At 68.6% G+C, this 22,448-nt stretch carries 19 protein-coding genes; 11 read left to right on the plus strand and 8 right to left on the minus strand.

Features of this window, described 5'->3' with window-relative positions:
- Nucleotides 1-9 precede the first annotated feature (9 nt).
- The 10 genes from HNP46_RS04790 to HNP46_RS04835 all read left to right on the plus strand — a co-directional run bounded on the left by HNP46_RS04790 (nt 10) and on the right by HNP46_RS04835 (nt 11,717).
- Entirely contained in the window at nt 10-1,956 is a 1,947-nt protein-coding gene (locus tag HNP46_RS04790; RefSeq protein ID WP_260403098.1) for a TonB-dependent siderophore receptor, read from the plus strand.
- A gap of 555 nt (nt 1,957-2,511) precedes the next feature.
- Nucleotides 2,512-3,525, plus strand: coding sequence for a ligase-associated DNA damage response exonuclease (locus HNP46_RS04795; protein ID WP_184586367.1), 1,014 nt, complete (start codon nt 2,512-2,514; stop codon nt 3,523-3,525).
- A complete protein-coding gene (locus HNP46_RS04800) occupies nt 3,522-5,177 on the plus strand; it encodes an ATP-dependent DNA ligase (protein WP_184586368.1) in 1,656 nt (551 codons plus the stop codon). Before HNP46_RS04795 ends, HNP46_RS04800 begins: the two co-directional genes overlap by 4 nt.
- Nucleotides 5,177-7,789 (plus strand): ligase-associated DNA damage response DEXH box helicase, encoded by a 2,613-nt coding sequence (locus HNP46_RS04805; RefSeq protein ID WP_184586369.1) that lies wholly within the window; start codon nt 5,177-5,179, stop codon nt 7,787-7,789. The genes HNP46_RS04800 and HNP46_RS04805 overlap by 1 nt, the downstream gene beginning before the upstream one ends.
- Nucleotides 7,786-8,475, plus strand: coding sequence for a ligase-associated DNA damage response endonuclease PdeM (gene pdeM / locus HNP46_RS04810; protein ID WP_184586370.1), 690 nt, complete (start codon nt 7,786-7,788; stop codon nt 8,473-8,475). Before HNP46_RS04805 ends, pdeM begins: the two co-directional genes overlap by 4 nt.
- Before the next feature lie 114 nt (nt 8,476-8,589).
- On the plus strand, nt 8,590-9,132 hold the full coding sequence (locus tag HNP46_RS04815; protein WP_184586371.1) for a chalcone isomerase family protein: 543 nt from the start codon (nt 8,590-8,592) through the stop codon (nt 9,130-9,132).
- Nucleotides 9,129-9,689, plus strand: coding sequence for a DUF3833 domain-containing protein (locus tag HNP46_RS04820; protein ID WP_184586372.1), 561 nt, complete (start codon nt 9,129-9,131; stop codon nt 9,687-9,689). The genes HNP46_RS04815 and HNP46_RS04820 overlap by 4 nt, the downstream gene beginning before the upstream one ends.
- On the plus strand, nt 9,686-9,991 hold the full coding sequence (locus tag HNP46_RS04825) for a DUF6482 family protein (protein WP_184586373.1): 306 nt from the start codon (nt 9,686-9,688) through the stop codon (nt 9,989-9,991). The genes HNP46_RS04820 and HNP46_RS04825 overlap by 4 nt, the downstream gene beginning before the upstream one ends.
- A complete protein-coding gene (locus HNP46_RS04830) occupies nt 9,988-11,529 on the plus strand; it encodes a cryptochrome/photolyase family protein (RefSeq protein ID WP_184586374.1) in 1,542 nt (513 codons plus the stop codon). Before HNP46_RS04825 ends, HNP46_RS04830 begins: the two co-directional genes overlap by 4 nt.
- The gene (locus HNP46_RS04835) at nt 11,526-11,717 is read left to right on the plus strand and encodes a DUF2256 domain-containing protein (protein WP_184586375.1); all 192 of its coding nucleotides are present in this window, start codon (nt 11,526-11,528) and stop codon (nt 11,715-11,717) included. Before HNP46_RS04830 ends, HNP46_RS04835 begins: the two co-directional genes overlap by 4 nt.
- Here the strand turns inward: HNP46_RS04835 and HNP46_RS04840 are convergent.
- The 7 genes from HNP46_RS04840 to HNP46_RS04870 form a co-directional block, all read right to left on the minus strand.
- On the minus strand, nt 11,646-12,137 hold the full coding sequence (locus HNP46_RS04840) for a DUF2878 domain-containing protein (RefSeq protein ID WP_184586376.1): 492 nt from the start codon (nt 12,135-12,137) through the stop codon (nt 11,646-11,648). The two genes, HNP46_RS04835 and HNP46_RS04840, sit on opposite strands and share 72 nt — an antisense overlap.
- Nucleotides 12,137-13,405 (minus strand): SAM-dependent methyltransferase, encoded by a 1,269-nt coding sequence (locus HNP46_RS04845; RefSeq protein WP_184586377.1) that lies wholly within the window; start codon nt 13,403-13,405, stop codon nt 12,137-12,139. The genes HNP46_RS04840 and HNP46_RS04845 overlap by 1 nt, the downstream gene beginning before the upstream one ends.
- Complete coding sequence (locus HNP46_RS04850; RefSeq protein ID WP_184586378.1) at nt 13,377-14,192, minus strand: DUF1365 domain-containing protein; 816 nt, start codon at nt 14,190-14,192, stop codon at nt 13,377-13,379. Before HNP46_RS04850 ends, HNP46_RS04845 begins: the two co-directional genes overlap by 29 nt.
- Complete coding sequence (locus tag HNP46_RS04855) at nt 14,189-15,436, minus strand: NAD(P)/FAD-dependent oxidoreductase (protein ID WP_184586379.1); 1,248 nt, start codon at nt 15,434-15,436, stop codon at nt 14,189-14,191. Before HNP46_RS04855 ends, HNP46_RS04850 begins: the two co-directional genes overlap by 4 nt.
- 3 nt (nt 15,437-15,439) lie before the next feature.
- On the minus strand, nt 15,440-16,195 hold the full coding sequence (locus HNP46_RS04860) for an SDR family NAD(P)-dependent oxidoreductase (RefSeq protein ID WP_184586380.1): 756 nt from the start codon (nt 16,193-16,195) through the stop codon (nt 15,440-15,442).
- Nucleotides 16,192-16,614 (minus strand): nuclear transport factor 2 family protein, encoded by a 423-nt coding sequence (locus HNP46_RS04865; RefSeq protein WP_184586381.1) that lies wholly within the window; start codon nt 16,612-16,614, stop codon nt 16,192-16,194. The genes HNP46_RS04860 and HNP46_RS04865 overlap by 4 nt, the downstream gene beginning before the upstream one ends.
- A 107-nt stretch (nt 16,615-16,721) precedes the next feature.
- Entirely contained in the window at nt 16,722-17,174 is a 453-nt protein-coding gene (locus HNP46_RS04870) for a PAS domain-containing protein (protein ID WP_184586382.1), read from the minus strand.
- Between the two features lie 119 nt (nt 17,175-17,293).
- Here HNP46_RS04870 and HNP46_RS04875 point away from each other — a divergent pair, with 119 nt between their 5' ends.
- Nucleotides 17,294-18,196, plus strand: a complete 903-nt coding sequence (locus HNP46_RS04875; RefSeq protein WP_184586383.1) for a MerR family transcriptional regulator — start codon at nt 17,294-17,296, stop codon at nt 18,194-18,196.
- A 7-nt stretch (nt 18,197-18,203) separates the two neighbouring features.
- Here the strand turns inward: HNP46_RS04875 and HNP46_RS04880 are convergent, their stop codons facing one another.
- A complete protein-coding gene (locus HNP46_RS04880) occupies nt 18,204-22,343 on the minus strand; it encodes a CheR family methyltransferase (protein ID WP_184586384.1) in 4,140 nt (1,379 codons plus the stop codon).
- Between the last annotated feature and the right edge of the window lie 105 nt (nt 22,344-22,448).

Here is a 22,448-nt window from a genome sequence, read left to right on the forward strand (position 1 = left end):
TCGAGGACTATGAAGCCCTGCTGCCCTGGATCCTCAACGCGACTGAGTAACTGCGCCTACTCGCATCGCAAGGACGTCGTCAATCAAGCGCTTACGGACAATTACCAGTACGACGGCATGCCAACGACTTCCTTCGCCTTTACCCAGGCGTTGCCACAGGCACTGTCGGACATGGCCATCTACGACAGGGTGGAAGTACTGCGCGGGGCGACCGGCCTGTTGTCGGGCAGTGGTGATCCGTCCGGTACGGTCAACCTGGTGCGCAAGAAACCCACCAGCACCTTCCAGGGACATATCGAGGCTGGCATCGGCTCCTGGGATCTGTATCGGGGCGAGGTGGATGTCTCCGGCCCGCTCAACGCCGGCGCATCAGTGCGAGGTCGCGCGGTGGCGGCTTATCAGCAGGGCAACAGCTTCACCGACCATCTGCAGCAGGAGAAGACCATCGGTTACGGAGTGCTCGAAGCCGATCTGGACGAAGACACCCTGCTGACCGTCGGCCTTGACTACCTGCGCAGCGACCCACGTGGTTTCTCCACCACCGGCCTGCCCGTGGTGGACAGCCTGGGCAACCAGTTCAAGGCATCCCGCCATGCGAACCCTGCCAGTCGCGACAGCACCAACCTGCAGGAGTCGGTCAATGCCTTCGCCTCGCTGGAGCGCAAGTTGGCCTACGACTGGAAGCTGAAGGTTTCAGCCAACTACCTGTACGGCACCCGTGATTACGACTCGATCATTGTCGGCACCACCACCGGATTCGTGAACGCCCAGACCGGCAACGGCCTGACCTATACCGCGACCAAGGGCGACAACACCCAGGAGCAGAAAGGGCTGGATGTAATGGCCAGCGGCCCCTTCCAATGGCTGGGTCGCGAGCACGAACTGGTCTTCGGCTTCAACCTCCAGGACTACGAGAACCGCCGTAACGGCTTCGGCAATCTGTTGCCCAATGGCACCAGCAACAATGGAGTCAGCGGCAAGCCGGTCAACATCTACACCTGGGACAACTACGCACCGACCGCCAGCTACAACTTCAACCGTGAGGATGACAATATCGACCAGTGGCAGACCGGCGTGTACCTGGCGACGCGGCTCAAGCCCACCGACGACCTCTCGGTGATCCTCGGTTCTCGGGTTTCCGATTACCGTTACGATGCTGAGTTGGTCTACCACGTTGCCAGTCTGGTGCCGTACGGCACCGACGATCAGGTGCGCGTCCACGGCGAAGTAACGCCTTACGCCGGCATCGTTTACGACCTCAACGACAACCACTCGGTGTATGCCAGCTACACCAGCATCTTCAAGCCGCAACCCTACCGCGATCGCTCCGGGAAGCTGCTCGATCCACGTCGGGGCGACAACTACGAGATCGGCCTGAAAAGCGAGTTCTACGGCGGCCGCTTGAATACCTCGGCGGCACTGTTCGAGGTCAAGCTGGACAACGACGCCATCGCCGACGGTACCGTGGAAGGCTATGATCTGATCACCGCCTACCGCGCCTCGAAAACCACCACCAAGGGCATCGACCTGGAAGCCAGCGGAGAGCTGCTGCCGGGCTGGAATCTGGCAGCCAGCTATAGCCATAGCGTGGTCAAGGACGCCGACCACGAGCGAGTGAAAACCACCATTCCCACCGATCTCGTGAAGGTCTTCACTACCTACCGCCTACCCGGTGAACTGGATAGCTTGACCGTCGGTGGAGGGGTCAACTGGCAGAGCAGCATCCACATGACCGTGGATTCCTGGCGTCTGCCTGGGCCAGCGAAGGTCAAGCAAAGTGACTATGCCACCGTCAACCTGATGGGCCGTTATGACATCACCCGCCAATGGTCAGCCACTGCAACAGTCAACAACCTGTTCGACAAGAAGTACATCAGCTCACTCGACGAGAACTTCTACAGCGGATCCTGGGGCGATCCACGCAACTTCATGCTGAGTACGCGTTACGAGTTTTAACCAGCTGAGCACCTGAAAGGCGCGGTTGGCAGAAACCCCCACTCCAGCGCGAAAGATGCCCCACCCAGTGGGGCATCTTGCTCGGATGCCTCAAGCGCGGAGTGGAGCCGGCTCCCGCTCTGGGTCGGTAGTGGACTCTCGCCTGGGACTGCAATCGGCCACGCGGCGAGTCGCTAGTTTTCGCTGTACGGGCAGCCCTCAAGGACCGCCGATCAGAGGTGTTGCCAACACCTCCGCAACCCGAGCCAGCGTCTCGGCGGACCTGGAAGAAGTGGCTCAACTGAGTCATTTCACCTTGCTCCCTGCTGTCGGCGAAGCCGTTCCGTATCACCGCATCCCCGAACAGTCCTATCTGCAAACAAAGCGCTTCGTTCAGCAGTGACGTGAAGCACTGGAAGCGCCACGCCAAAGCTGCAACAGCCCCGCATCGCGCCAGCACCGGCCCATACACGGCATCCAGCGCGAGCCACCGGCGGCAGGCACCGCGCAATCAAACAAGGAACCTCGGCTCCACCAAGGTGCTCTGAGCTTTAACCGCCCACGCAAGGTACTGGCATGGACCTGGTCATCGCTCGCCCAGAGGGGTTGTATTGCCCGCCCGGTGATTTCTACATCGATCCCTGGCGCCCGGTGGAGCGCGCCGTCATCACCCACGCCCACGGCGATCACGCACGCTGGGGCAATCGCCATTACCTGGCGGCGGCGCCCGGCGAAGGCATCCTGCGCTCGCGGCTGGGCCAGGACATCGACCTGCAGACCCTGGCCTACGGCGAGCGCGTGCAGCACCACGGGGTGACGCTGAGTTTCCACCCCGCCGGGCATGTCCTGGGCTCGGCACAGGTGCGCCTGGAGCACGGCGGCGAGGTCTGGGTGGCGTCCGGTGACTACAAGGTGGAGCCCGACGGCACCTGCGCGGCCTTCGAGCCGGTGCGCTGCCACACCTTCATCAGCGAATCGACCTTCGGCCTGCCGATCTACCGCTGGCAACCCCAGGCGCAGCTGTTCGCCGGGATCGACGCCTGGTGGCGCGCCAACGCCGCCGCCGGGCGCGCCAGCGTGCTGTTCGCCTACGCCTTCGGCAAGGCCCAGCGGATTCTCCACGGCATCGACGCGAGCATCGGTCCGCTCCTGGTGCACGGCGCTGTCGAGCCGCTGAACCAGGTCTATCGGGCCGCCGGCGTGCACATCCCGCCCACCGCCCTGGCCACCGAGATCGCCCGCAACGATCCGCGGCTGCGCCAGGCGCTGATCCTCGCCCCGCCCTCGGCCGGCGGCAGCACCTGGATGCGCCGCTTCGGCGACTACAGCGACGCCTTCGCCAGCGGCTGGATGCTGCTGCGCGGGGCCCGTCGCCGGCGCGGTGTCGACCGCGGTTTCGTGCTCTCCGACCATGCCGACTGGCCGGGCCTGCTGTGGGCCATCGAGCAGAGCGGCGCCGAGCGGGTGATGGTCACCCATGGTCAGGTCAACGTGCTGGTGCGCTACCTGGGCGAGCGAGGCCTGGACGCCCGCGCCTTCCAGACCGAATACGGCGAGGAAGACGACAGCCCGGAGCCGCCCGCCCGATGAAAGCCTTCGCCGAACTCTACGCCCGTCTCGACGCCACCACCTCGAGCAACGCCAAGCTGGCGGCGCTGCAGGACTACTTCGCCGCCGCCCCGGCAGAAGATGCCGCCTGGGCGGTGTACTTTCTCGCCGGCGGCCGACCGCGCCAGGTCGTACCCACGCGCCTGCTGCGCGAGCTGGCGACGCGCCTGGCCGGCCTGCCCGACTGGCTGTTCGAGGAGAGCTACCAGGCCGTCGGCGACCTCGCCGAAACCATCGCGCTGCTGCTGCCCGAATCCACCCAGGACTCCGACGAAGGCCTGCAGTGGTGGCTGGAACAGCTGCTGCCCCTGCGCGGCCTGCCACCCGAGGAGCTGAGCGAACGCCTGCAGAACCTGTGGGCGCGCCTGGATCGGCAGAGCCTGATGGTCAGCATCAAGCTGCTCACCGGCGCCTTCCGCGTCGGCGTCTCCAGGCTGCTGGTGACCCGCGCCCTCGCCGCCCTCGCCGGGATCGACGCCAAGCGCGTGGCGCAGCGCATGGTCGGCTACACCGACCTGTCGCACCGGCCCACTGCGCAACGCTACCAGGCGCTGATCGCCGCCGAGTCGAGCGAGGAACACGCCCAGCGCGGCGGCCAGCCCTACCCGTTCTTCCTCGCCCACCCGCTGCAGGAGCCGCCGGAGCGTTTCGCCGAGCTGCTCGGCCCGGCGCGGGACTGGCTGGTGGAGTGGAAGTGGGACGGCATCCGCGCCCAGCTGGTGAAGCGCGATGGTCGCGCCTGGCTCTGGTCGCGCGGCGAGGAGCTGATCACCGAGCGCTTCCCGGAGCTGGACGAACTGGGCGCCGAGCTGCCCGACGGCACGGTGATCGATGGCGAACTGGTGGTGTGGAAGGAGCCCGCAGCGGGCAGTGACGTCATCTTCGGCATCCAGCCCTTCGCCCTGCTGCAGCAGCGCATCGGCCGCAAGACCCTGAGCCGGAAACTGCTGGAGGAAGTACCGGCCGCGCTGCTCGCCTATGACCTGCTGGAATGGCGCGGCGAAGACTGGCGCAACCGCCCCCAGGACGAGCGCCGCGCGCGCCTGGAACTGCTGGTGGCGGAGATCGGCGAGCCGCACCTGCGACTCTCCCCGCAGTTGCACGGCAGCGACTGGCACGACCTCGCCCTCCAGCGCGAAGCCTCGCGCCAGCTGGGTGTCGAAGGCCTGATGCTCAAGCGCCGCGACTCGCTGTACGGCGTCGGCCGCACCCGCGACCTGGGGCTGTGGTGGAAGTGGAAGATCGACCCGTTCAGCGTTGACGCAGTGCTGATCTACGCCCAGCGCGGCCACGGCCGCCGGGCCAGCCTCTACAGCGACTACACCTTCGCCGTGTGGGACGATTCCAGCCCCGGCGAGCGCGTCCTGGTGCCCTTCGCCAAGGCCTATTCGGGGCTCACCGACGAGGAGATGCGCAAGGTCGACGCGATCATCCGCAAGACCACCGTGGAGAAGTTCGGCCCGGTGCGCAGCGTCACCCCGACCCTGGTCTTCGAGCTGGGCTTCGAGGGTATCGCGCTGTCGAAACGGCACAAGAGCGGCGTCGCCGTGCGCTTCCCGCGCATGCTGCGCTGGCGCACCGACAAGAGCGTGGAACAGGCCGACACCCTGGCCACCCTGCAGGGCCTGCTCTGATGCCGCCGACGTCGAGCCGCACCGCGCGCCCGTCGGCCCTCTGGTTCAGCGCCCGCCAGTGGAAGCCTTTCGCCTTCCAGAAGGAAGTCTGGCGCGCCGTCGAAGCCGGCGAGTCGGGGCTGCTGCACGCCTCCACCGGCGCCGGCAAGACCTACGCGGTGTGGTTCGCCGCCCTCGACCGCTTCGCCCGTAGCGAGCCGGCCGCCGAGCAACAGGCAGCGCGGCGCAGGCCGCTGATGGCACCCCTGACCCTGCTGTGGATCACCCCCATGCGCGCCCTCGCCGCCGACACCGCCCGCGCCCTGCAAGCGCCGCTGGACGAACTGGGCATCGCCTGGAGCGTCGGCGTGCGCAGCGGCGATACCGCCAGCGCCGAGCGCGCCCGCCAGGAGCGCCGCCTGCCCAGCGCGCTGATCACCACCCCGGAAAGCCTGACCCTGCTGCTGACCCGCGCCGACGCCCGACAGGCCTTCGCCCAGCTGCGCATGCTGGTGGTGGACGAATGGCACGAACTGCTCGGCAACAAGCGCGGCGTGCAGCTGCAACTCGCCCTCGCCCGCCTGCGCCACTGGCAACCGCAGCTGCAGGTCTGGGGGCTGTCCGCCACCCTGGGCAACCTCGAGCACGCCCGCGAAGTGCTGATGCCCGCCGGACGCCTGGTGCAGGGCAGGACCGCCAAGGACCTGCGCATCGATACCCTGCTGCCGGCCGCCATCGAGCGCTTCCCCTGGGCCGGCCACCTCGGCCTGCGCATGCTGCCGCAAGTGGTCGAGGAACTGGAAAGCTGCGCCTCCAGCCTGGTCTTCACCAATACCCGCTCCCAGGCGGAAACCTGGTACCAGGCGCTGCTGCAGGCGCGGCCGGACTGGGCCGGGCTGCTCGCCCTGCACCACGGTTCGCTGTCACGGGAAGTGCGCGACTGGGTCGAGCTGGCGCTCAAGCAGGGCCAGCTCAAGGCCGTGGTCTGTACCTCGAGCCTCGACCTGGGCGTGGACTTCCTGCCGGTACAACGGGTCCTGCAGATCGGCTCGGCCAAGGGCGTGGCGCGGCTGATGCAGCGCGCCGGACGTTCCGGGCATGCGCCGGGGCGGCCATCGCGGGCCACGCTGGTGCCTACCCACAGCCTGGAACTGCTGGAAGCCGCCGCCGCACGCACCGCCGTTGCCGAAGGCCGGGTGGAAGCCCGCCTGGCCCCGCAAAAGCCGCTGGACGTATTGGTCCAGCACCTGGTCAGCATGGCCCTGGGCGGCGGTTTCCGCGCTCAGGAACTGCTCGCCGAGGTGCGCAGTGCCTGGTCCTACCGCGAGCTGGGCGACGAGGAGTGGCAATGGGCGCTGGCCTTCATCCGCCACGGCGGCCACTCGCTCACCGCCTACCCCGACTACCGCCGCGCCGAGCCCGACGCCAGCGGCCTCTGGCAGGTACCCGACGCGCGCCTGGCGCGGCGTCACCGCCTGGGCATCGGCACCATCGTCAGCGACGCCAGCCTGACGGTGCGCTTCTGGGGTCGCGGCGGCGGTGGATCGCTGGGCAGCATCGAGGAAGGCTTCATCGCCCGCCTGCGCCCCGGCGATGCCTTCCTGTTCGCCGGCCGCACCCTGGAACTGGTGGAAGTGGACAACATGACGGTCTACGTCCGCCGCGCCGCCAGCCGCAAGGCTGCCATCCCGCGCTGGAACGGCGGGCGCATGCCGCTCTCCGGCGAGCTGGCCGAGGCCATGCTGGCGCGGCTCGACGAGGCCGCCCGGGAGCACTACAGCGGCCCGGAGATGCGCCTGCTGCGGCCGCTGCTGGAGATCCAGAAGGCCTGGTCGGCGCTGCCCGGCCAGGCGACGCTGCTGGCCGAGACCCTGAAGTCCCGCGAGGGCTGGCACCTGTTCCTCTACCCCTTCGCCGGCCGCTCGGTGCACCTGGGGCTCGCCAGCCTGCTGGCCTGGCGCCTGGCACGGCAGGCGCCGCTGAGCTTCTCCCTCGCGGTCAACGACTACGGCCTGGAGCTGCTCAGCGCCAGCCCGGTGGATTTCGCCGCGGCCCTGGGCCCCGCTCTATTCGACAGCGACGACCTGCTGCCGGAGGTGCTCGCCAGCCTCAACGCCGGCGAACTGGCGCGGCGGCGCTTCCGCGAGATCGCTCGGATCGCCGGCCTGGTGTTCACCGGCTACCCCGGCGCGCCGAAGAGCGCCCGCCAGCTGCAGGCCTCCAGCGGGCTGTTCTTCGACGTGTTCAACCAGTACGACCCGGACAACCTGCTGCTGACCCAGGCGCGCCAGGAGGTGCTGCGCCAGGAGCTGGACGTGCAGCGCCTGCAGCAGACCCTGCAACGCATGCAGGCACTGCGCCTGGACGTGCACGCCATCCGCCGCGCCACACCCTTCGCCTTCCCGCTGCTGGTGGAACGCTTCCGTGAGAGCCTGAGTTCGGAAAAGCTCGCCGACCGCATCCGGCGCATGCTCGCCGACCTCGAAGAAGCGGCCGGCCCCGGTGGCGTGGCGAGCGACCCGACGCTACCGCTCACACTCGACAGCGACCCTCGGCCAGCCCGGCCACGAGCGCCGCGGCGGACCAGGGACGGCCGCCCGCGCCCGGCGAAACCACGGCCGGAAAACCCATGAATCCCTGCCATCCCGACGGCCTGAGCATCCGCGTGGCCGGTAGCGAACTCTGCCTGCTGGCGGAGAAGGCCGTCTGGTGGCCCGAGCCGGGAGTGCTGCTGGTCGCCGACATCCACTTCGGCAAGGCCGCCAGCTACCGGGCGCTGGGCCAGCCGGTGCCGGCCGGCACCACCGCCGGCAACCTGCAGCGCCTGGACGCCCTGCTGGCGCGCCTGCCCTGCCAGCGACTGATCTTCCTCGGCGATTTCCTGCACAGCGCCCAGGCGCGCAGCGCCGCCACCCTCGACGCCCTCGCCGAATGGCGGAGCCGCCATGCCGCCCTGGCGATCACCCTGGTGCGCGGCAACCACGACCGTCACGCCGGCGATCCGCCGCCCGGCCTGGGCATCGAGGTGGTCGAGGAGCCGCTGCTGCTCGGCCCGTTCGCATTGCAGCACGAACCCCACCTGCACCCCGACCGCCACGTGCTGGCCGGGCACCTGCACCCGGCCTACCGGCTGCGCGGCCGCGGCCGGCAACAGGTGCGCCTGCCCTGCTTCGTCATCGGCGAAAGGTTGAGCCTGTTGCCTGCATTCGGCAGTTTCACCGGCGCCATGACCCTCGACGCGCAGCCCGGCCAGCGCCTGTTCGTGGTCGGCGACGGCGGCGTCTGGGAAGTGCCCGGAGAGCCGCCCGGTACGCCCTGAACGGGAGATTCGCAGCGGCCCTGCCGACCACCTCATCACGACCGGCCTCAGCAATAACTGTACAAGATTGATTTTTTGTACAAGTATCAGGACAGATACCGGCAGGCCGTCCCCATGCGCGCATTCACCACCTCCACTGCCCTCTGCTGGAGCATTGCCCTGCTCTGCAGCCTCTGGGCCTCGACCAGCCAGGCCGACTGGCGCAGCGAGCTGCCGGGGGCCGTGATGATCGGCCAGGGCCGCTTCACCTGGTTCGGCCTGACGGTGTACGAGGCGCGCCTGTGGAGCGCCGGGCGTCCCGTGGAGTGGCAACAGCCCTTCGCCCTGGAACTGATCTACCGCAGGGCACTGTCCCGCGACACCCTGGTCCAGGCCAGCGTCGACGAGATGCGCCGCCTGGGCAACCACGATGAACCGCTGCTGGCCGACTGGGCCGGGGAAATGCGCCAGGCCTTCGTCGACGTGCGCGAGGGCCAGCGGATCACCGGGCTCTATCACCCCGACCAAGGCTGTCGCTTCTACGTCGACGGCCAGTTTCGCCATGAGGTGACCGACGCGCGCTTCGCCCGCGCGTTCTTTGCCATCTGGCTGGACCCGCGCACGCGCAAGCCCGAACTGCGCCGCGAGCTGCTGGGCCTGAACGGAGACCAACCATGAACCTCAGCCTGAACCCGCGCCTGCTCCTGCTCACCGCCTGCCTGCTGCTGGGCAGCTGCGGCAATGTCGGCGTCGAGCACTACGCAAAGGAGCGCCCGGCGCTCGACCTGCCAGCCTTCTTCTCCCGGCCGGTACAGGCCTGGGGCATTTTCCAGAAGCCCTCCGGCGAGGTGGTCAAGCGCTTCAAGGTGCAGATCAGCAGCCGCCGCGACGGTGAGCGGCTGATCCTCGACGAACGCTTCCAGTACAGCGACGGCACCCGCCAGCAACGGGTCTGGACCCTCACGCCAGACGGCGCCGGGCGCTGGCGCGGGCGCGCCGCCGACGTGGTGGGTGAAGCCCAGGGCGAGATCGCTGGCAACGCATTGCGCTGGCGCTACCGGCTGAACCTGGAAGTGGACGGCCGCACCTGGGAAGTGAGCCTCGACGACTGGATGTACCTGATGGACGAAGACACCCTGATCAACCGTTCGAGCATGAGCAAGTTCGGTATCGCGCTGGGCGAGGTGACCCTGTTCTTCCGCCGCGACGGCGCCGCGGCCGGGAGCACGCCATGACCCTGGAAAAACTCGCCCAGGCTGCCGCCACGGGACAGGTGCAGGGCATCGAGGTGATCTCGCTGGAGGGCGGCTTCTACGTCCTGCAGGCGCGCCTGGCCAGCGCCACACGGCCGGTTTGCGACGACCACGGCCGGGTGCTGCACCTGCGCTCCACCACCCAGGTGCGCGAGCTGCTGGCCGAGCTGGCGCCGCTGCCCTGCGAACTGGTCCAGCACTGCGCGCATGACGAAATCGGCGCGGCGCCAGCGAGCGCACCCGAACCGCTGCGCATACCGCTGTCCCTGGAGCGTCCCTGGTGACGCACAAGGCCCGCCGTCTGGGGCTGGTGCTGGGCGACCAGCTCAGCTTCGAGCTGTCCCTGTTCGAGGCGCTGGACCCTGCCTGCGACGCCATCCTGATGGCCGAGGTGAACGATGAGGCGCGCTACGTGCCGCATCACCCGCAGAAGATCGTGCTGATCTTCAGCGCCATGCGCCACTTCGCCCAGGCACTGCGCGAACGCGGCTGGCGGGTGATCTACGTGACCCTGGACGACCCCGACAACAGTGGCAGCATCGTCGGTGAACTGCAGCGCTGGCAGGTCGCCCTCGGCGCGCCCCAGGTACACGTCACCGAGTGCGGTGAATGGCGGCTGCAGGAAGCGCTGCGCGCAGCACCGCTGCCGCTGGTCACCCATGAGGACACCCGCTTCCTCTGCTCGCGCCAGGCATTCGCCCGCTGGGCCGGCACGCGCCGGCAATTGCGCATGGAAAACTTCTACCACGAGATGCGTCGGCGTACCGGCCTGCTGATGGAACCCGATGGCCAGCCGGTGGGCGGCAGCTGGAACCTCGACGCGGACAACCGCAAACCACTGCCCCGCGGCCTGCGCGGGCCCTTCCCGGCGCGCTTCGGCAGGGACGCGATCACCCGCGAAGTGATGCAACTGGTGGGCGCCCGCTTCGGCGACCACTACGGCCGGCTCGACGGCTTCGACTACCCGGTGAGCCACGCCCAGGCGGAGGAGCTCTGGCAGCATTTCCTCGACTTCTCCCTGCCCGCCTTCGGCGATTACCAGGACGCCATGGCCGAGGGCGAACCCTACCTCTTCCACGCCCGCATCAGCGCCGCGCTGAACATCGGCCTGCTGGACGTACGCCAGCTCGCCAGCGACGTCGAGCAGGCCTACCAGCAGGGACAGGTGCCGCTGAACGCCGCCGAAGGCTTCATCCGCCAGCTGATCGGCTGGCGCGAGTACGTGCGCGGCATCTACTGGCTGCGCATGCCCGACTACGCGCAGCTCAACTTCCTCGGCAACCACCGGCCGCTGCCGGAGTTCTACTGGACCGCCCGCACCGACATGCGCTGCATGGCCCAGGCGATCGGCCAGACCCTGGAGCTGGGCTACGCCCACCATATCCAGCGGCTGATGGTCACCGGCAACTTCGCCCTGCTCGCCGGCATCGCGCCGCCGGCCATCTGCGACTGGTACCTGGCGGTCTACCTGGATGCCTTCGACTGGGTCGAGCTGCCCAACACCCTGGGCATGGTGATGCACGCCGACGGCGGCTACCTGGGTTCCAAACCCTATTGCGCGAGCGGCAAGTACATCCAGCGCATGTCCGACCACTGCGGCGCCTGTCGCTACCGGGTGGACCACGCCAGCGAAGACGACGCCTGCCCCTTCAACGCGCTGTACTGGCACTTCCTCATGCGCCACCGCGACCGGCTCGGCAGCAATCCGCGCCTGGCCATGGCCTACCGCAACCTGCAGCGCATGGGCGACGAGCGCGGCCTCGCCCTCTGGCAACGCGGCGAGGCCCTGCTGGCACGGCTGGACGCCGGCGAGTCGCTGTGAAGAAGTCGCAGCTGCCGCAGAAGGTCTGCGTCGCCTGCGGCCGCCCCTTCACCTGGCGGCGGCGCTGGGCGCGCTGCTGGGAAGAAGTGCGCTACTGCTCCGAGCGCTGTCGACGCTCAGCAGCGCAGCGCCAGACGCAGCATCAGCGGCAGCCAGACAGCCCACAGCAACGCCAGCAGGAGCACTGAAAGGCCCAGCCCCAACGGCAGGCCGACGCCCGCCAAGGGCGCCCCCGCGGCGTACGCCAGCGGCCCGCCCAGGGCGCCGAACAGGGCACCGCGCCACGCCGGCTGCGCCGCCCAGGCCAGGCTGTGCCGCAGCCCGCTGGCGAACACCAGCCAGAGCAAGGCCAGCCAGGGCGGCAACAGCGCACCGTGGAAATCGAACACCCCGAGCAGCCCCAGCGCGGCATCCAGGGCGCAGCCGGCCAGGCCGACGCTGACCAGAGCAACGCCCTCCGCCCTGCGTTGCCGACACAACGCCAGGTGCAGCAGCAACCCGACCGCCACCGCAGCCAGCAACGGCGGCCGCTGCGCCCCCAGCACGCAGCCCCACCAGCCCGCCTGCAGCCACAGTGCGTTGGCCAGCAGCGGCAGCCACCGCGGCATCAGGCCTCCAGGTGATCCACCAGGCTCGCCCGGCGCGCCGCCGGCCCAGCCCAGAGCAGGTGCGCCACGCCGATGGCGCGCTCCTCGAAACCGCCCTGGCAGTAGCACAGGTAGAACTCCCACAGGCGCTGGAAGCTCTCGTCATAGCCCAGCTCCAGCAGCTCGGCGCGGGACTGGCGCAGGTTGTTCCGCCAATGCCGCAGGGTCAGCGCGTAGTCGCCGGCGAAGTCCTCCAGGTGCACGAGGTTCAGCGCCGTGTGCTGCGTGGCGGTCTGCAACAGGGTGGTGATCGACGGCAGCGCGCCGCCGGGGAAGATGTAGCGCTGGATGAAGTCCACCGACCGCCGCGCCTGCTCGTAGCGCTGGTCGCGGATGGTGATGGACTGCAGCAGCATCAGCCCGTCGTCCTTGAGCAGCGCGGCGCAGCGACGGAAGTATTCGGGCAGGTAGCGGTGCCCGACCGCCTCGATCATCTCGATGGACACCAGCTTGTCGTAGCGCCCGCTCAGCTCGCGGTAATCCTCCAGCAACAGGGTCACGCGGTCCTGCAGGCCGAACTGGCGGATGCGCTCCTGGGCAAAGGCGTACTGCTCCTGCGACAGCGTGGTGGTCGTCACGCGGCAACCGTAATGCGTCGCGGCGTAGAGGGCCAGGCTGCCCCAGCCGCTGCCGATCTCCAGCAGGTGGTCGCCGGGCTGCAGGTCGAGCTTGCGGCAGATGCTTTCCAGCTTGTGCAGCTGCGCCTGTTCCAGGCTCTGCGCGGGGCTTTCGAACAGCGCCGAGGAATACATCAGCGTCGGGTCGAGCAGGCGCTCGAACAGGTCGTTGCCCAGGTCGTAGTGGGCCCTGATGTTGCGTTGCGAACCGCGGCGGCTGTTGCGGTTGAGCCAGTGCAGCGCACGTAGCGCGGGCCTGGCCAGCAGCGCCAGGCCGCCCTCCAGGGCATCCAGCGCCTCCAGGTTGGCGACGAACAGGCGGGTCACCGCTGCCAGGTCCGGGCTGCTCCAGTAACCGTGGATATAGGCCTCGCCCGCACCGATGGAGCCGTTGCAGGCGACCATCGCCCACACCGCATCGTCCTGCACATCGATCACCGCGTGCAGCGGGCTGAGCGGATCGCCGAACTCCAGCTGGCTGTCACCCCGGCGCACCTGCAGGCAGCCGTGCCGCAGTTGGCGCAGGCGGGCGATCACCGCCTGGCGGAACAGGTTGCCGGCCAGCGGCGCGGCGGCGCCGGCCTTAGCCGCGCTCAGGGTGGGATCGGACATGGTCGGGCTCCTCGGCAATGGCTTGGCCGACACTCAGGCGCTGCTCGCTCGCCTGGTGATCGTGCAGGGGAATGCGCTTGAGCAGCAGGCGCAGCGCCTGCCAGTAGATGGCCGCGGCGGTGCGCAGGCTCATCCAGGGAAACGCCAGCAGGTGCCGGCGCAACGACGGGGCGTTCAGCGCCTGGCGGCGCAGATCGAGGCTGGCCTGGAACACCCGCTCACCGTCACGCCAGTTCTCCATGTGCACCTGCACGCGCTCGGCGTCGAGGTGGAAACGCATGCGGTATTCCATGTCCCTGGGCAGGAACGGCGAGACATGGAAGGCCTTGGCCACGGCGAACTCGCGGGGCGCGTCCGCTTGCACCGGCAGCACGTAGTAGAAGCGCTCGCGCCAGGGCGTATTGCGCACTTCGCAGAGGATCGCCGCCAGCCGGCCGTCGCGTTCGTGGCAGAAATAGAAGCTCACCGGGTTGAACCACAGGCCCCAGCTGCGCAGCTGGGTAAGCAGCTGGATCGATCCGCCAGGCACCTCTCCCAGCGCTTCGCCCAGCAGCGCGCGCACGGCGTCGGCCAGCGGCATGCCCTGGCTGGTCCAGGCCGGCAGGTAGTCGCCCTCGCGCCAGCCCAGCGGCGCGAAGCGCGAGGCGCGCAGCAGCGGCGAGAGGCGCAGCAGCGACTGCTGTTCGGCGAGGTCCAGCAGGATCATGCCCACTGGATAGCGGAAGCCGTGCACGCGCGGCGACTGCCGCCGGTGCATCACCCAACCACGACAGAGGCAGCTGTTCACAGCCGCTCTCCGAAATGGTCGGCCACTTCCAGCGCGCTGACCACGCCGTCCTCGTGGAAGCCGTTGCCCCAGTAGGCTCCGCAGAAGTAACTGTGCTGCCGCCCTTGCAGCTGGCCGCGCTGTGCCTGTGCGGCGATACCCGGCAGGCTGAATTGCGGATGGGCGTAGTCGAAGCGCGCCAGGACCTTGGCCGGGTCGATGCGCTCGCCCTGGTTGAGGCTGACGCAGAAGGTCACCGGCGCGTCGATGCCCTGCAGCAGGTTCATGTCGTAGGTCAGCGCGGCCGGCGCGTGCTCCGGGCCGCCGAGCCGGTAGTTCCAGCTGGCCCAGGCGCGCCGCCTGCGCGGCAGCAGGCGGGTATCGGTGTGCAGGATCACTTCGTTGCTGGCGTAGGGCAGCGCGCCGAGCACGCCCTGCTCGTCCACCGTGGGCGCCTCCAGCAGCGCCAGGGCCTGGTCGCTGTGGCAGGCGAACACCACCTTGTCGAAGCGCTCGCTCCCCGCGGCGCTGAGGACCTCCACGCCCTGCCCGTCACGCTTCACCCGGTGCACCGGGCAACTCAGGCGGATGCGCTGGCGAAACCCTTCGCTCAAGGGCGCCACATAGCTGCGCGAACCGCCCTCCACCACCCGCCATTGCGGCCGGTCGCTGACCGACAGCAGGCCGTGGTTGGCGAAGAAGCGGACGAAGAACTGCAGCGGGAAATCCAGCATGCGCGCCCGCGACATCGACCAGATGGCCGAGCCCATGGGCACGATGTAATGCTCGACGAAGCGCTGGCCGTAGCCACCGCTGCGCAGGTAGTCGCCCAGGGTCAGGGCGGGAGGGATGCGCTGCGCGGCCAGGTCTTCGAGGGCCTCGCGATTGAAGCGCAGGATATCCCGCAGCATGCCCCAGAAGCCCGGCGAAACCAGGTTGCGCCGCTGGGCGAACAGGGTGCCCAGGTCGTGGCCGTTGTACTCCAGGCCGCTGGCCGGATCGTGCACCGAAAAACTCATCTCGGTCGGCCGCGAGGCGACGCCCAGGCGCTCCAGCAGCTGGATGAAACAGGGATAGGTCCAGTCGTTGAAGACGATGAAGCCGGTGTCCACCGCATAGCGCCGGCCCTGCCAGTCGACATCCACGGTGTGGGTGTGGCCGCCGATCCAGTCGGAGGCTTCGAACACGCTCACCTCGTGCCGACGGGCCAGCAGGTACGCGCAGGTAAGCCCGGAAATGCCGCTGCCGATGATCGCGATGCGCATGCTTCAGGCCTCCGTCGGCCGGCGCGCCAGCCGGCGCCCCAGGCCCAGGCGCCAGCTTGCCGGCAGTGCACCCAGCAGCCGCAGGGCGAGGACGAAGCGGCGCGGGAAGGCGATCTCCAGCGGACGCGAATCCAGCCGCGCGACGATGTGTCCGGCGGCGCGCGGCGCCGGCCAGAGCACGGGCATGGGAAAGTCGTTGCGCCGGGTCAGCGGCGTATCCACGAAGCCGGGGCTGACCAGCGTCACATCGATCCCCTCGCCCGCCAGGTCGATGCGCAGGGATTCCAGCAGGTAGCGCAGCGCCGCCTTGGAAGCGCCGTAGGCACCGGCGCGCGGCAAGGCCAGCCAGGTCACCGCGCTGCCGACCACCACCAGATGCGGCTGCGCGCCGCGCCGCAGCAACGGCAGGCAGGCTTCGATGCAGTGCGCGGTGCCCAGGACATTGGTGGTCAGCACCCGCTGCACCAGCGCGGCGCTGAACGCACCGGGCTCCAGGTATTCGCAGGTGCCGGCATTGAGGATGACGCGGTCCAGCGCGCCCCAGTCCTGCTCGATGCGCTGCAGGATGTCGCGGACCTGCCCGCTGTCCGCGATATCGCCCGGCACCACCAGCACGCGATCGCCGAACCGCTCGGCCAGCTCGTGCAAGGGCGCAGCCTGGCGCGCCGTCACCGCCAGGCGGTGGCCCTCGGCGAGCAGCTGCTCGGCCAGGGCAGCGCCCAGGCCGCTGCTGGCGCCGGTCAGCCAGAGGCGGCTCATGCCAGTCTCCGCTTCAGCCAGCCGATCACTCCGCCCATGACCGGCAGGTGTTCGTAGAGCAGCGCGCCGGCGTCGAAATAGTCGCGGTGGAATTCCACCCGCTCGCCCCAGCGCAGATGGCTGCAGCCCTCCACGGCGATCGGGGCGCCGCCGGCCAGGCGCGGATGGCGGAAGGTCAGGGTCCAGCGCAGGTAGCCGCGACCCTGGGCCACCTCGTCGAAGCCGTGGAAGTCGTAGCGCACCTCGCGCACGTTGGCGTAGAGCGCCTCGAAGTAGCGGCGCAGGGCGACCAGGCCGTCCACCCGGTGCAGCGGGTCCTGGAACTGCACGTCGGCGCTGTACAGCTCACCGAGGCGGTCGAGGCTGCTGGCGTCGAGCGCGGCGAAGCGCTCGGCGAAGGACTGCAGGAAGGCGGACATCTCGGGCTCCGTCTGATCCTGTACAAGAAAGATTTTTTGTACAGGTATAAGCGAAGCCTACGGCATTAATTGTACAAATCAAGGCGGCTTGTACAATTTTTAACGATTCAGTTTTCCTCGCCCGCCTCAGCCAACCGGCGTTTGAGTGCCTCCACTTCCGCCTCCAGTTCGCGCACCCGCTGCATCGCCTCGACCTCCCGGCTGACATCGCGCTGGATGCCGATGAAGTAGGTCAGCTGGTCCGCCTCGTTGCGCACGGGGGAGATCGACAGCTCGTTCCAGAACGGCGTGCCGTCCTTGCGGAAATTGCGCAGCACCTGGCGGCAGGGCTGGCCCGCACGGATTGCCTGGCGGATCGCCGCGAGCCCCGCCTGCTGCCGTTCGCTGCCCTGGAGGAAGCGGCAATCCTGGTAGAGGATGTCGTCGGCGGCAAAGCCGGTGAGGCGCTCGAAGGCGGCGTTGGCATAGATCAGGATGCTGTCCTCTCCTTCCTGCTCGGCCACCACGATGCCGTCGTTGGAGGCTTCGACCATCAATTGCAGGAGCTTGGCGTTGATCATGGGGTTCCTCCGGTACGGTGCGATCCGCCTAGGGTAGACGGGTGACCCGGTGCTGCCTAGCGCGTCCGCCCGGCGCGCGGTGGTTTACAATCCAGGCTTCTTCGCCGCCTGGCTGCGCCATGAACGACATCCTCGACACTCCCCCCAGCGACCTGTTGCCCATGCGCGAGGTGGTGCGCCTGACCGGGGTGAACCCGGTCACCCTGCGGGCCTGGGAGCGCCGCTACGGATTGGTCAGCCCGCTGCGCACCGAAGGTGGCCACCGCCTGTACACGCCCCAGGACCTGCAGACCATCCAGGACATCCTGCTGTGGTCCGGACGGGGCATGGCCGTGGGCAAGATCGGCGAGCTGCTCGCCCAGCGCCAGCGTCCGCAGCCCGCTCGCAGCGACGATGAGCGCGAGCACTGGCGCGAGGCGTTCTCCCGCGCCACGGCCGCCTTCGACCAGGGCGAACTGGAACGCCTCTACGGCCAGGCCTACAGCATCTTCCCCGGAGCGACCCTGCTCGACGACATCCTCCTGCCGCTGTGGCGCTCCCTGCTCACCCTCAACGCCTTCGGCGCCCGTAGCCAGTGGGGATTTCTCGACGCCTTCCTGCGTGCCCGCGTGCTCCTGCGCCTGCAGATGAGCCGTGCGGAGGGTGCCGCCGTGCTGCTGGCCGATGCCAGCGGAACGCTGCACGAACTGGAGCTGCTGGCGGCCGCGCTGCTGCTGGGCGGCGACGATCTGCGGGTGCAGGCCCTGGCCCCGGGCATGCCGCTGGATGAACTGCCGCTGGTCTGCGCGGGAGTGCGCCCGGCGGCCCTGGTACTGCTGGCCGAGGTGGCCCTGCCGGGTGAGGCGCTCAGGCGCCTGGAGCGCCTGCAGATGGCCGTCGAATGCCCGCTGGCGCTACTCGGCGAAGCGGCGCAAGGCATCGCCGGCTCGGCCGCGGGGCTGCCCATTGTCGCTCTGGGCAACAGTCCGGCGAGCAGCGCGCAACCCCTGCGCCTGCTGTTGCGCGGCGCTCTCCAGCTCTGAGCCGGGCTCAGGCGCCCGGCGTGGATTTCCCAGCGCCGACGCCCAGCTCGCGGGCGACACGCTGCAGCGTTTCCAAAGTGACCGGTTTGCTGACGTGGGCGTTGTAGCCGGCCTCGCCGGCCAGCTCCGCGTCGGCGGCCGCGCCGTAGCCGGTCAGGGCTACCGCAGGCGTGGCAGCGTGCTCTGGCATCTGGCGCACACGGCGCATCAGCTCGTAGCCATCCATGCCGGGCATGCCGATGTCCGAGAGGATCAGGTCGAAAGCTGAGGCCCCCAGGCACTGCAGCGCGGCGGCGCCGTCCTCGGCGGTAACGACCTCGGCGCCTTCCATTTCCAGCAGCTGCTGCATGATCAGGCGGATGTCGGGCGAGTCGTCCACCAGCAGCAGGCGCGCGCCGGCGAAGGGGCCGGCGGAGTCCTGCGCGGTGTCCACCGGCAGATCGAACTGGCGGTAGAGCGGCAGCCAGACACTGAACAGCGCGCCCTGCCCGCGCCCGGCGGACGAGGCCTCGATCCGTCCCTGCTGGGCTTCCACCAGTTCGCGCACCAGCGCCAGGCCAATGCCCAGGCCCGGCTTGTGGGTGGGTTGGCGCTCCTCGCTGCCCTGGCCGAACAGCTCGAAGATGCGCGGCAGCTCGTCCACGGGGATGCCCTGGCCGTCGTCGCGCACCTGGATGCGCAGCATGCCGTCGTCCTGGTCCAGGCGCACCTGGATGTTGCCGCTGGCCGGGGTGAACTTCACCGCGTTGCTCAGCAGGTTCCAGACGATCTGCTCGACGCGCACCGGATCGGCCTCAGCCACCAGCGGGTCGCTGCCGCGCGGCGGCAGTTGCAGGTCGAGCGCCAGGTCCTTGTCATGGGCCTCGGCGGCCAGGGCGCTGACCACTTCCTCGATGACGTTCTGCAGGATCACCGGCGCCAGGTTGAGCTTGAGCTTGCCGGTGTTGACCCGCGACAGGTCGAGCAGGTCGTCGATGATCCGCGCCTGGCTGCGCACCGAGCTCTGGATGCCTTCGACGGCGCGCGACGCCACTGCATGGGAACGCACCGCCGACAGGCGGGCGATCAGCTCGGCGTTGAGCTGGATGATGTTCAGCGGGTGCTTGAGCTCATGGGACATCATCGCGAAGAACTCGTCGCGCAGGCGGATCTTCGCCTGCCCCTGCTGCAGGCGGCTTTCCTGCTCGGTCTCGGCGCGCTTCTTGCTGGTCACGTCGCGGCCGATCTTGGCGTAGCCGTGGGGCCCACCATTGGGCAGCGCAGTGGTCACGCTGCTGCAAAAGAAGGTGCTGCCGTCCTTGCGCAGGTGCCAGCGGTCGGTCTCCACCCGGCCCATCTGCCGGGCTACGCGCAGCTCCTCGCGAAGCACGCCGCTGCGCTGGTCTTCCTCGTTGTGCAGCAGGTCCAGGCTCTGCCCGAGCACCTCTGCCTCGCGGAAGCCGTAGGCGCGCTCGGCACCCTTGTTCCAACCGGTGATCCGGCCGTTGCGGTCGAGGGTGACGATGATGAAGTCCTGGGTGCTTTCCACTGCCAGGCGCAGGCGCTCCTCGCTCTCCCGCGCCTTGTCCTCGGCCAGGCGGCGCTCGGTGATGTCGATGAAGGTCAGCACCGCGCCGTCGATGATGTTGTCGGTGGTGCGGTACGGCAGCATCCGCGCCAGGTAACGCCTGCCGTCCTGGCTGGCGACTTCGCGCTCGAGGGTGCGCAGGGATTCGAAGCTGTTCGCCGCATCGCGGGCCAGGTCCGGGTAGTCCAGGCGGTGGGTGATGTCCAGCAGCGAGCGCCCGGTGTCCGAAGCGATGATGCTGAAGATCGCGGTGGCGCGCGGCGTGTAGGACTTGATGCGCATGTCGCGGCCGACGAAGACGGTGGCGATGTCGGTGGAGGCGATCAGGTTCTGCAGGTCGTCGTTGATCTTGCCGGTTTCCTCGACCTTGGTCTTGAGCTCCTGGTTGACCGTGATCAGCTCCTCGTTGATCGACTGCAGCTCTTCCTTGCTGGTCTCCAGCTCCTCGGTGGTCGAGCGCAGCTCCTCGTTGATCGCCTGCAGTTCCTCGTTGGAAGCCTTGAGCTCCTCGGTGGAGGTCTCGGCCTGTTCGATGGTCGCCTGCAGCTGCTCCTTGTTGCGCTGCAGCTCGCTCTCCAGCTGCGACAGCACGCTGTCCTTGACGTTGGGCTGGTGGCCGCTGGCGTCGCTGCTCATGGTCTCCTCGACTTCGTCGAAGATCACCAGGGCGAAGTCGGCATCCTGGTCACGGAAAGGCCGGATGACCATGTTGATGTAGGACGTGGTGCCGTCGCGCTCGTGCTTGACCCGTCGCGCCTCGACGCTCTTGCCGGTCTGGAAGGCCTGGAACAGCGCGGTGCGCAGCTCCAGGCGCAAGGACGGGTGGACCAGCGACAGCAGGTTGTGCGACGGCTCGCCGCCGACATAGCGCAGGTAGCGGCCGGCCTGGTCGGACATGTGCACGATGCTCGAATCGTGGTTGACCACCACGCTGGGCGGCGCGTACTGCTCCAGCACGCGCTGGTGCAGGTCGGCGAAGGAGATGCGGCGACGCTCGGCCGGCCGCTCGCTGCTGGCCTGCGGCGCATCGGCATGGGGCATGATCGGCAGCGGCGAGGCCGGGCGGCCCATTACCGCGCCGGCCTTGGCGCGGTAGATACGGTTCTTCTTGTCGATCGGGGTGAACAGTTCCAGGCACACGTCGGCCGACTCGGAGCTGCCCAGGAACAGGTAGCCGCCCGGCGCCAGGGCGAAGTGGAACATCTGCAGGATGTCGGCCTGCACCTCGCGATCGAGGTAGATCAGCAGGTTGCGGCAACTGATCAGTTGCAGCTTGGAGAATGGCGGATCGCGCAGCAGGTTGTGCATGGCGAACAGCACGCGCTCGCGGATCTCCTTCTTCACCCGGTAGCGGGTCTGCTCCTTGGTGACGTACTGGCGCAGGCGCTGGGGCGTGATGTCCGGCAGGATCGCCTCGGGATAGGCGCCGCTGCGGCCGATGGAGATGGCGTGCTCGTCGATGTCGGTGGCGAACACCTGGAACTGCCGGTCGCTCTCGCGGTACTCGACGTACTCGGCCAGCAGCATCGCCAGCGAATAGGCTTCCTCGCCGGAGGAGCAACCCGCGCTCCAGACGCGCACCGGCGAATCGCCCGAGACCGGCATCTCGAACAGTCGCGGGATGATCTCCCGCTCCAGTGCCTCGAAGGCTTCGCGGTCGCGGAAGAAATTGGTCACGCCGATCAGCATGTCCGCCAGCAGTTCCTTGGTCTCCTCCGGCGCGCCCTGGAGGAACGCGCGGTAGGACGGCAGGTCGGCCAGGCGGTTGACCTGCATGCGCCGCTCGATGCGGCGCAGCACGGTGGCGCGCTTGTAGTGCTTGAAATCGTGGCCGGTGCGGGTGCGCAGCAGGCTGAGGATTTCCTTCAGCGCGGTCTCGGCGGCCCGCGCCTGCTCCGGGTCCTCGATGGAGCGGAACGGCGTCGCCACGTCGGCGTCGGCCGGCAGCTGCATCTCGCGCATGCTCTGCCAGAGGTCGATGAGCTTCTGCGGGATGTCGCCCACCGGCAGGACGAAATCCACCTGCCCGGTGGCGATGGCGCTGCGCGGCATCTCGTCGTACTCGGCGTCGTCGGGCGCCTGGGCGATGGTCACCCCGCCCTGCTCCTTGACCCGCGACAGGCCGGCCGAACCGTCGCTGCCATTGCCACTGAGGACGATGCTCACCGCGTGCTCGGCATGGGCGTCGGCCAGGGTGCGCATGAAGATGTCGATGGCGATGTGGCGCGGCTGTCCGGGGCTGAGCTCGGTCACCCGCAAGTAGCCGTCGTTCATGGTCAGCTGCATCGCCGGGGAGATCAGGTAGACGCAGTTGCGCTCGATGGGCAGCGGCTCGGTGACCGGCCGCACCTTCATCTTGGTGACCTTCTGGAGGATATGGTGCGCGCTGCTCTCATGATTCGGCGAGAGGTGCATCACCACCACGAAAGCCATGCCATTGTCGTTGGGCATGTTCTCGAACAGCCGCAGCAAGGCCCCCAGGCCGCCGGCCGAGGCGCCGATGCCGATCACCGGGAAGTTCAGATGGCTGGGCTGTACCTTCAGCTTCAGGCCTTCTGCGGCGGGGATTTCTTCACTCATGGCGCTCGGTTCCTTGGAGTCACTCGGCCTGTTCGACGGCAGGCCGAAGAGTAGCAGCCTTGACGGCGTAAGCCGATCTCCGGATGGGCGAGCGCAAGGCGAAAC

It is taken from the genome of Pseudomonas nitroreducens (assembly GCF_014204515.1).
Taxonomy (GTDB): domain Bacteria; phylum Pseudomonadota; class Gammaproteobacteria; order Pseudomonadales; family Pseudomonadaceae; genus Pseudomonas; species Pseudomonas nitritireducens_A.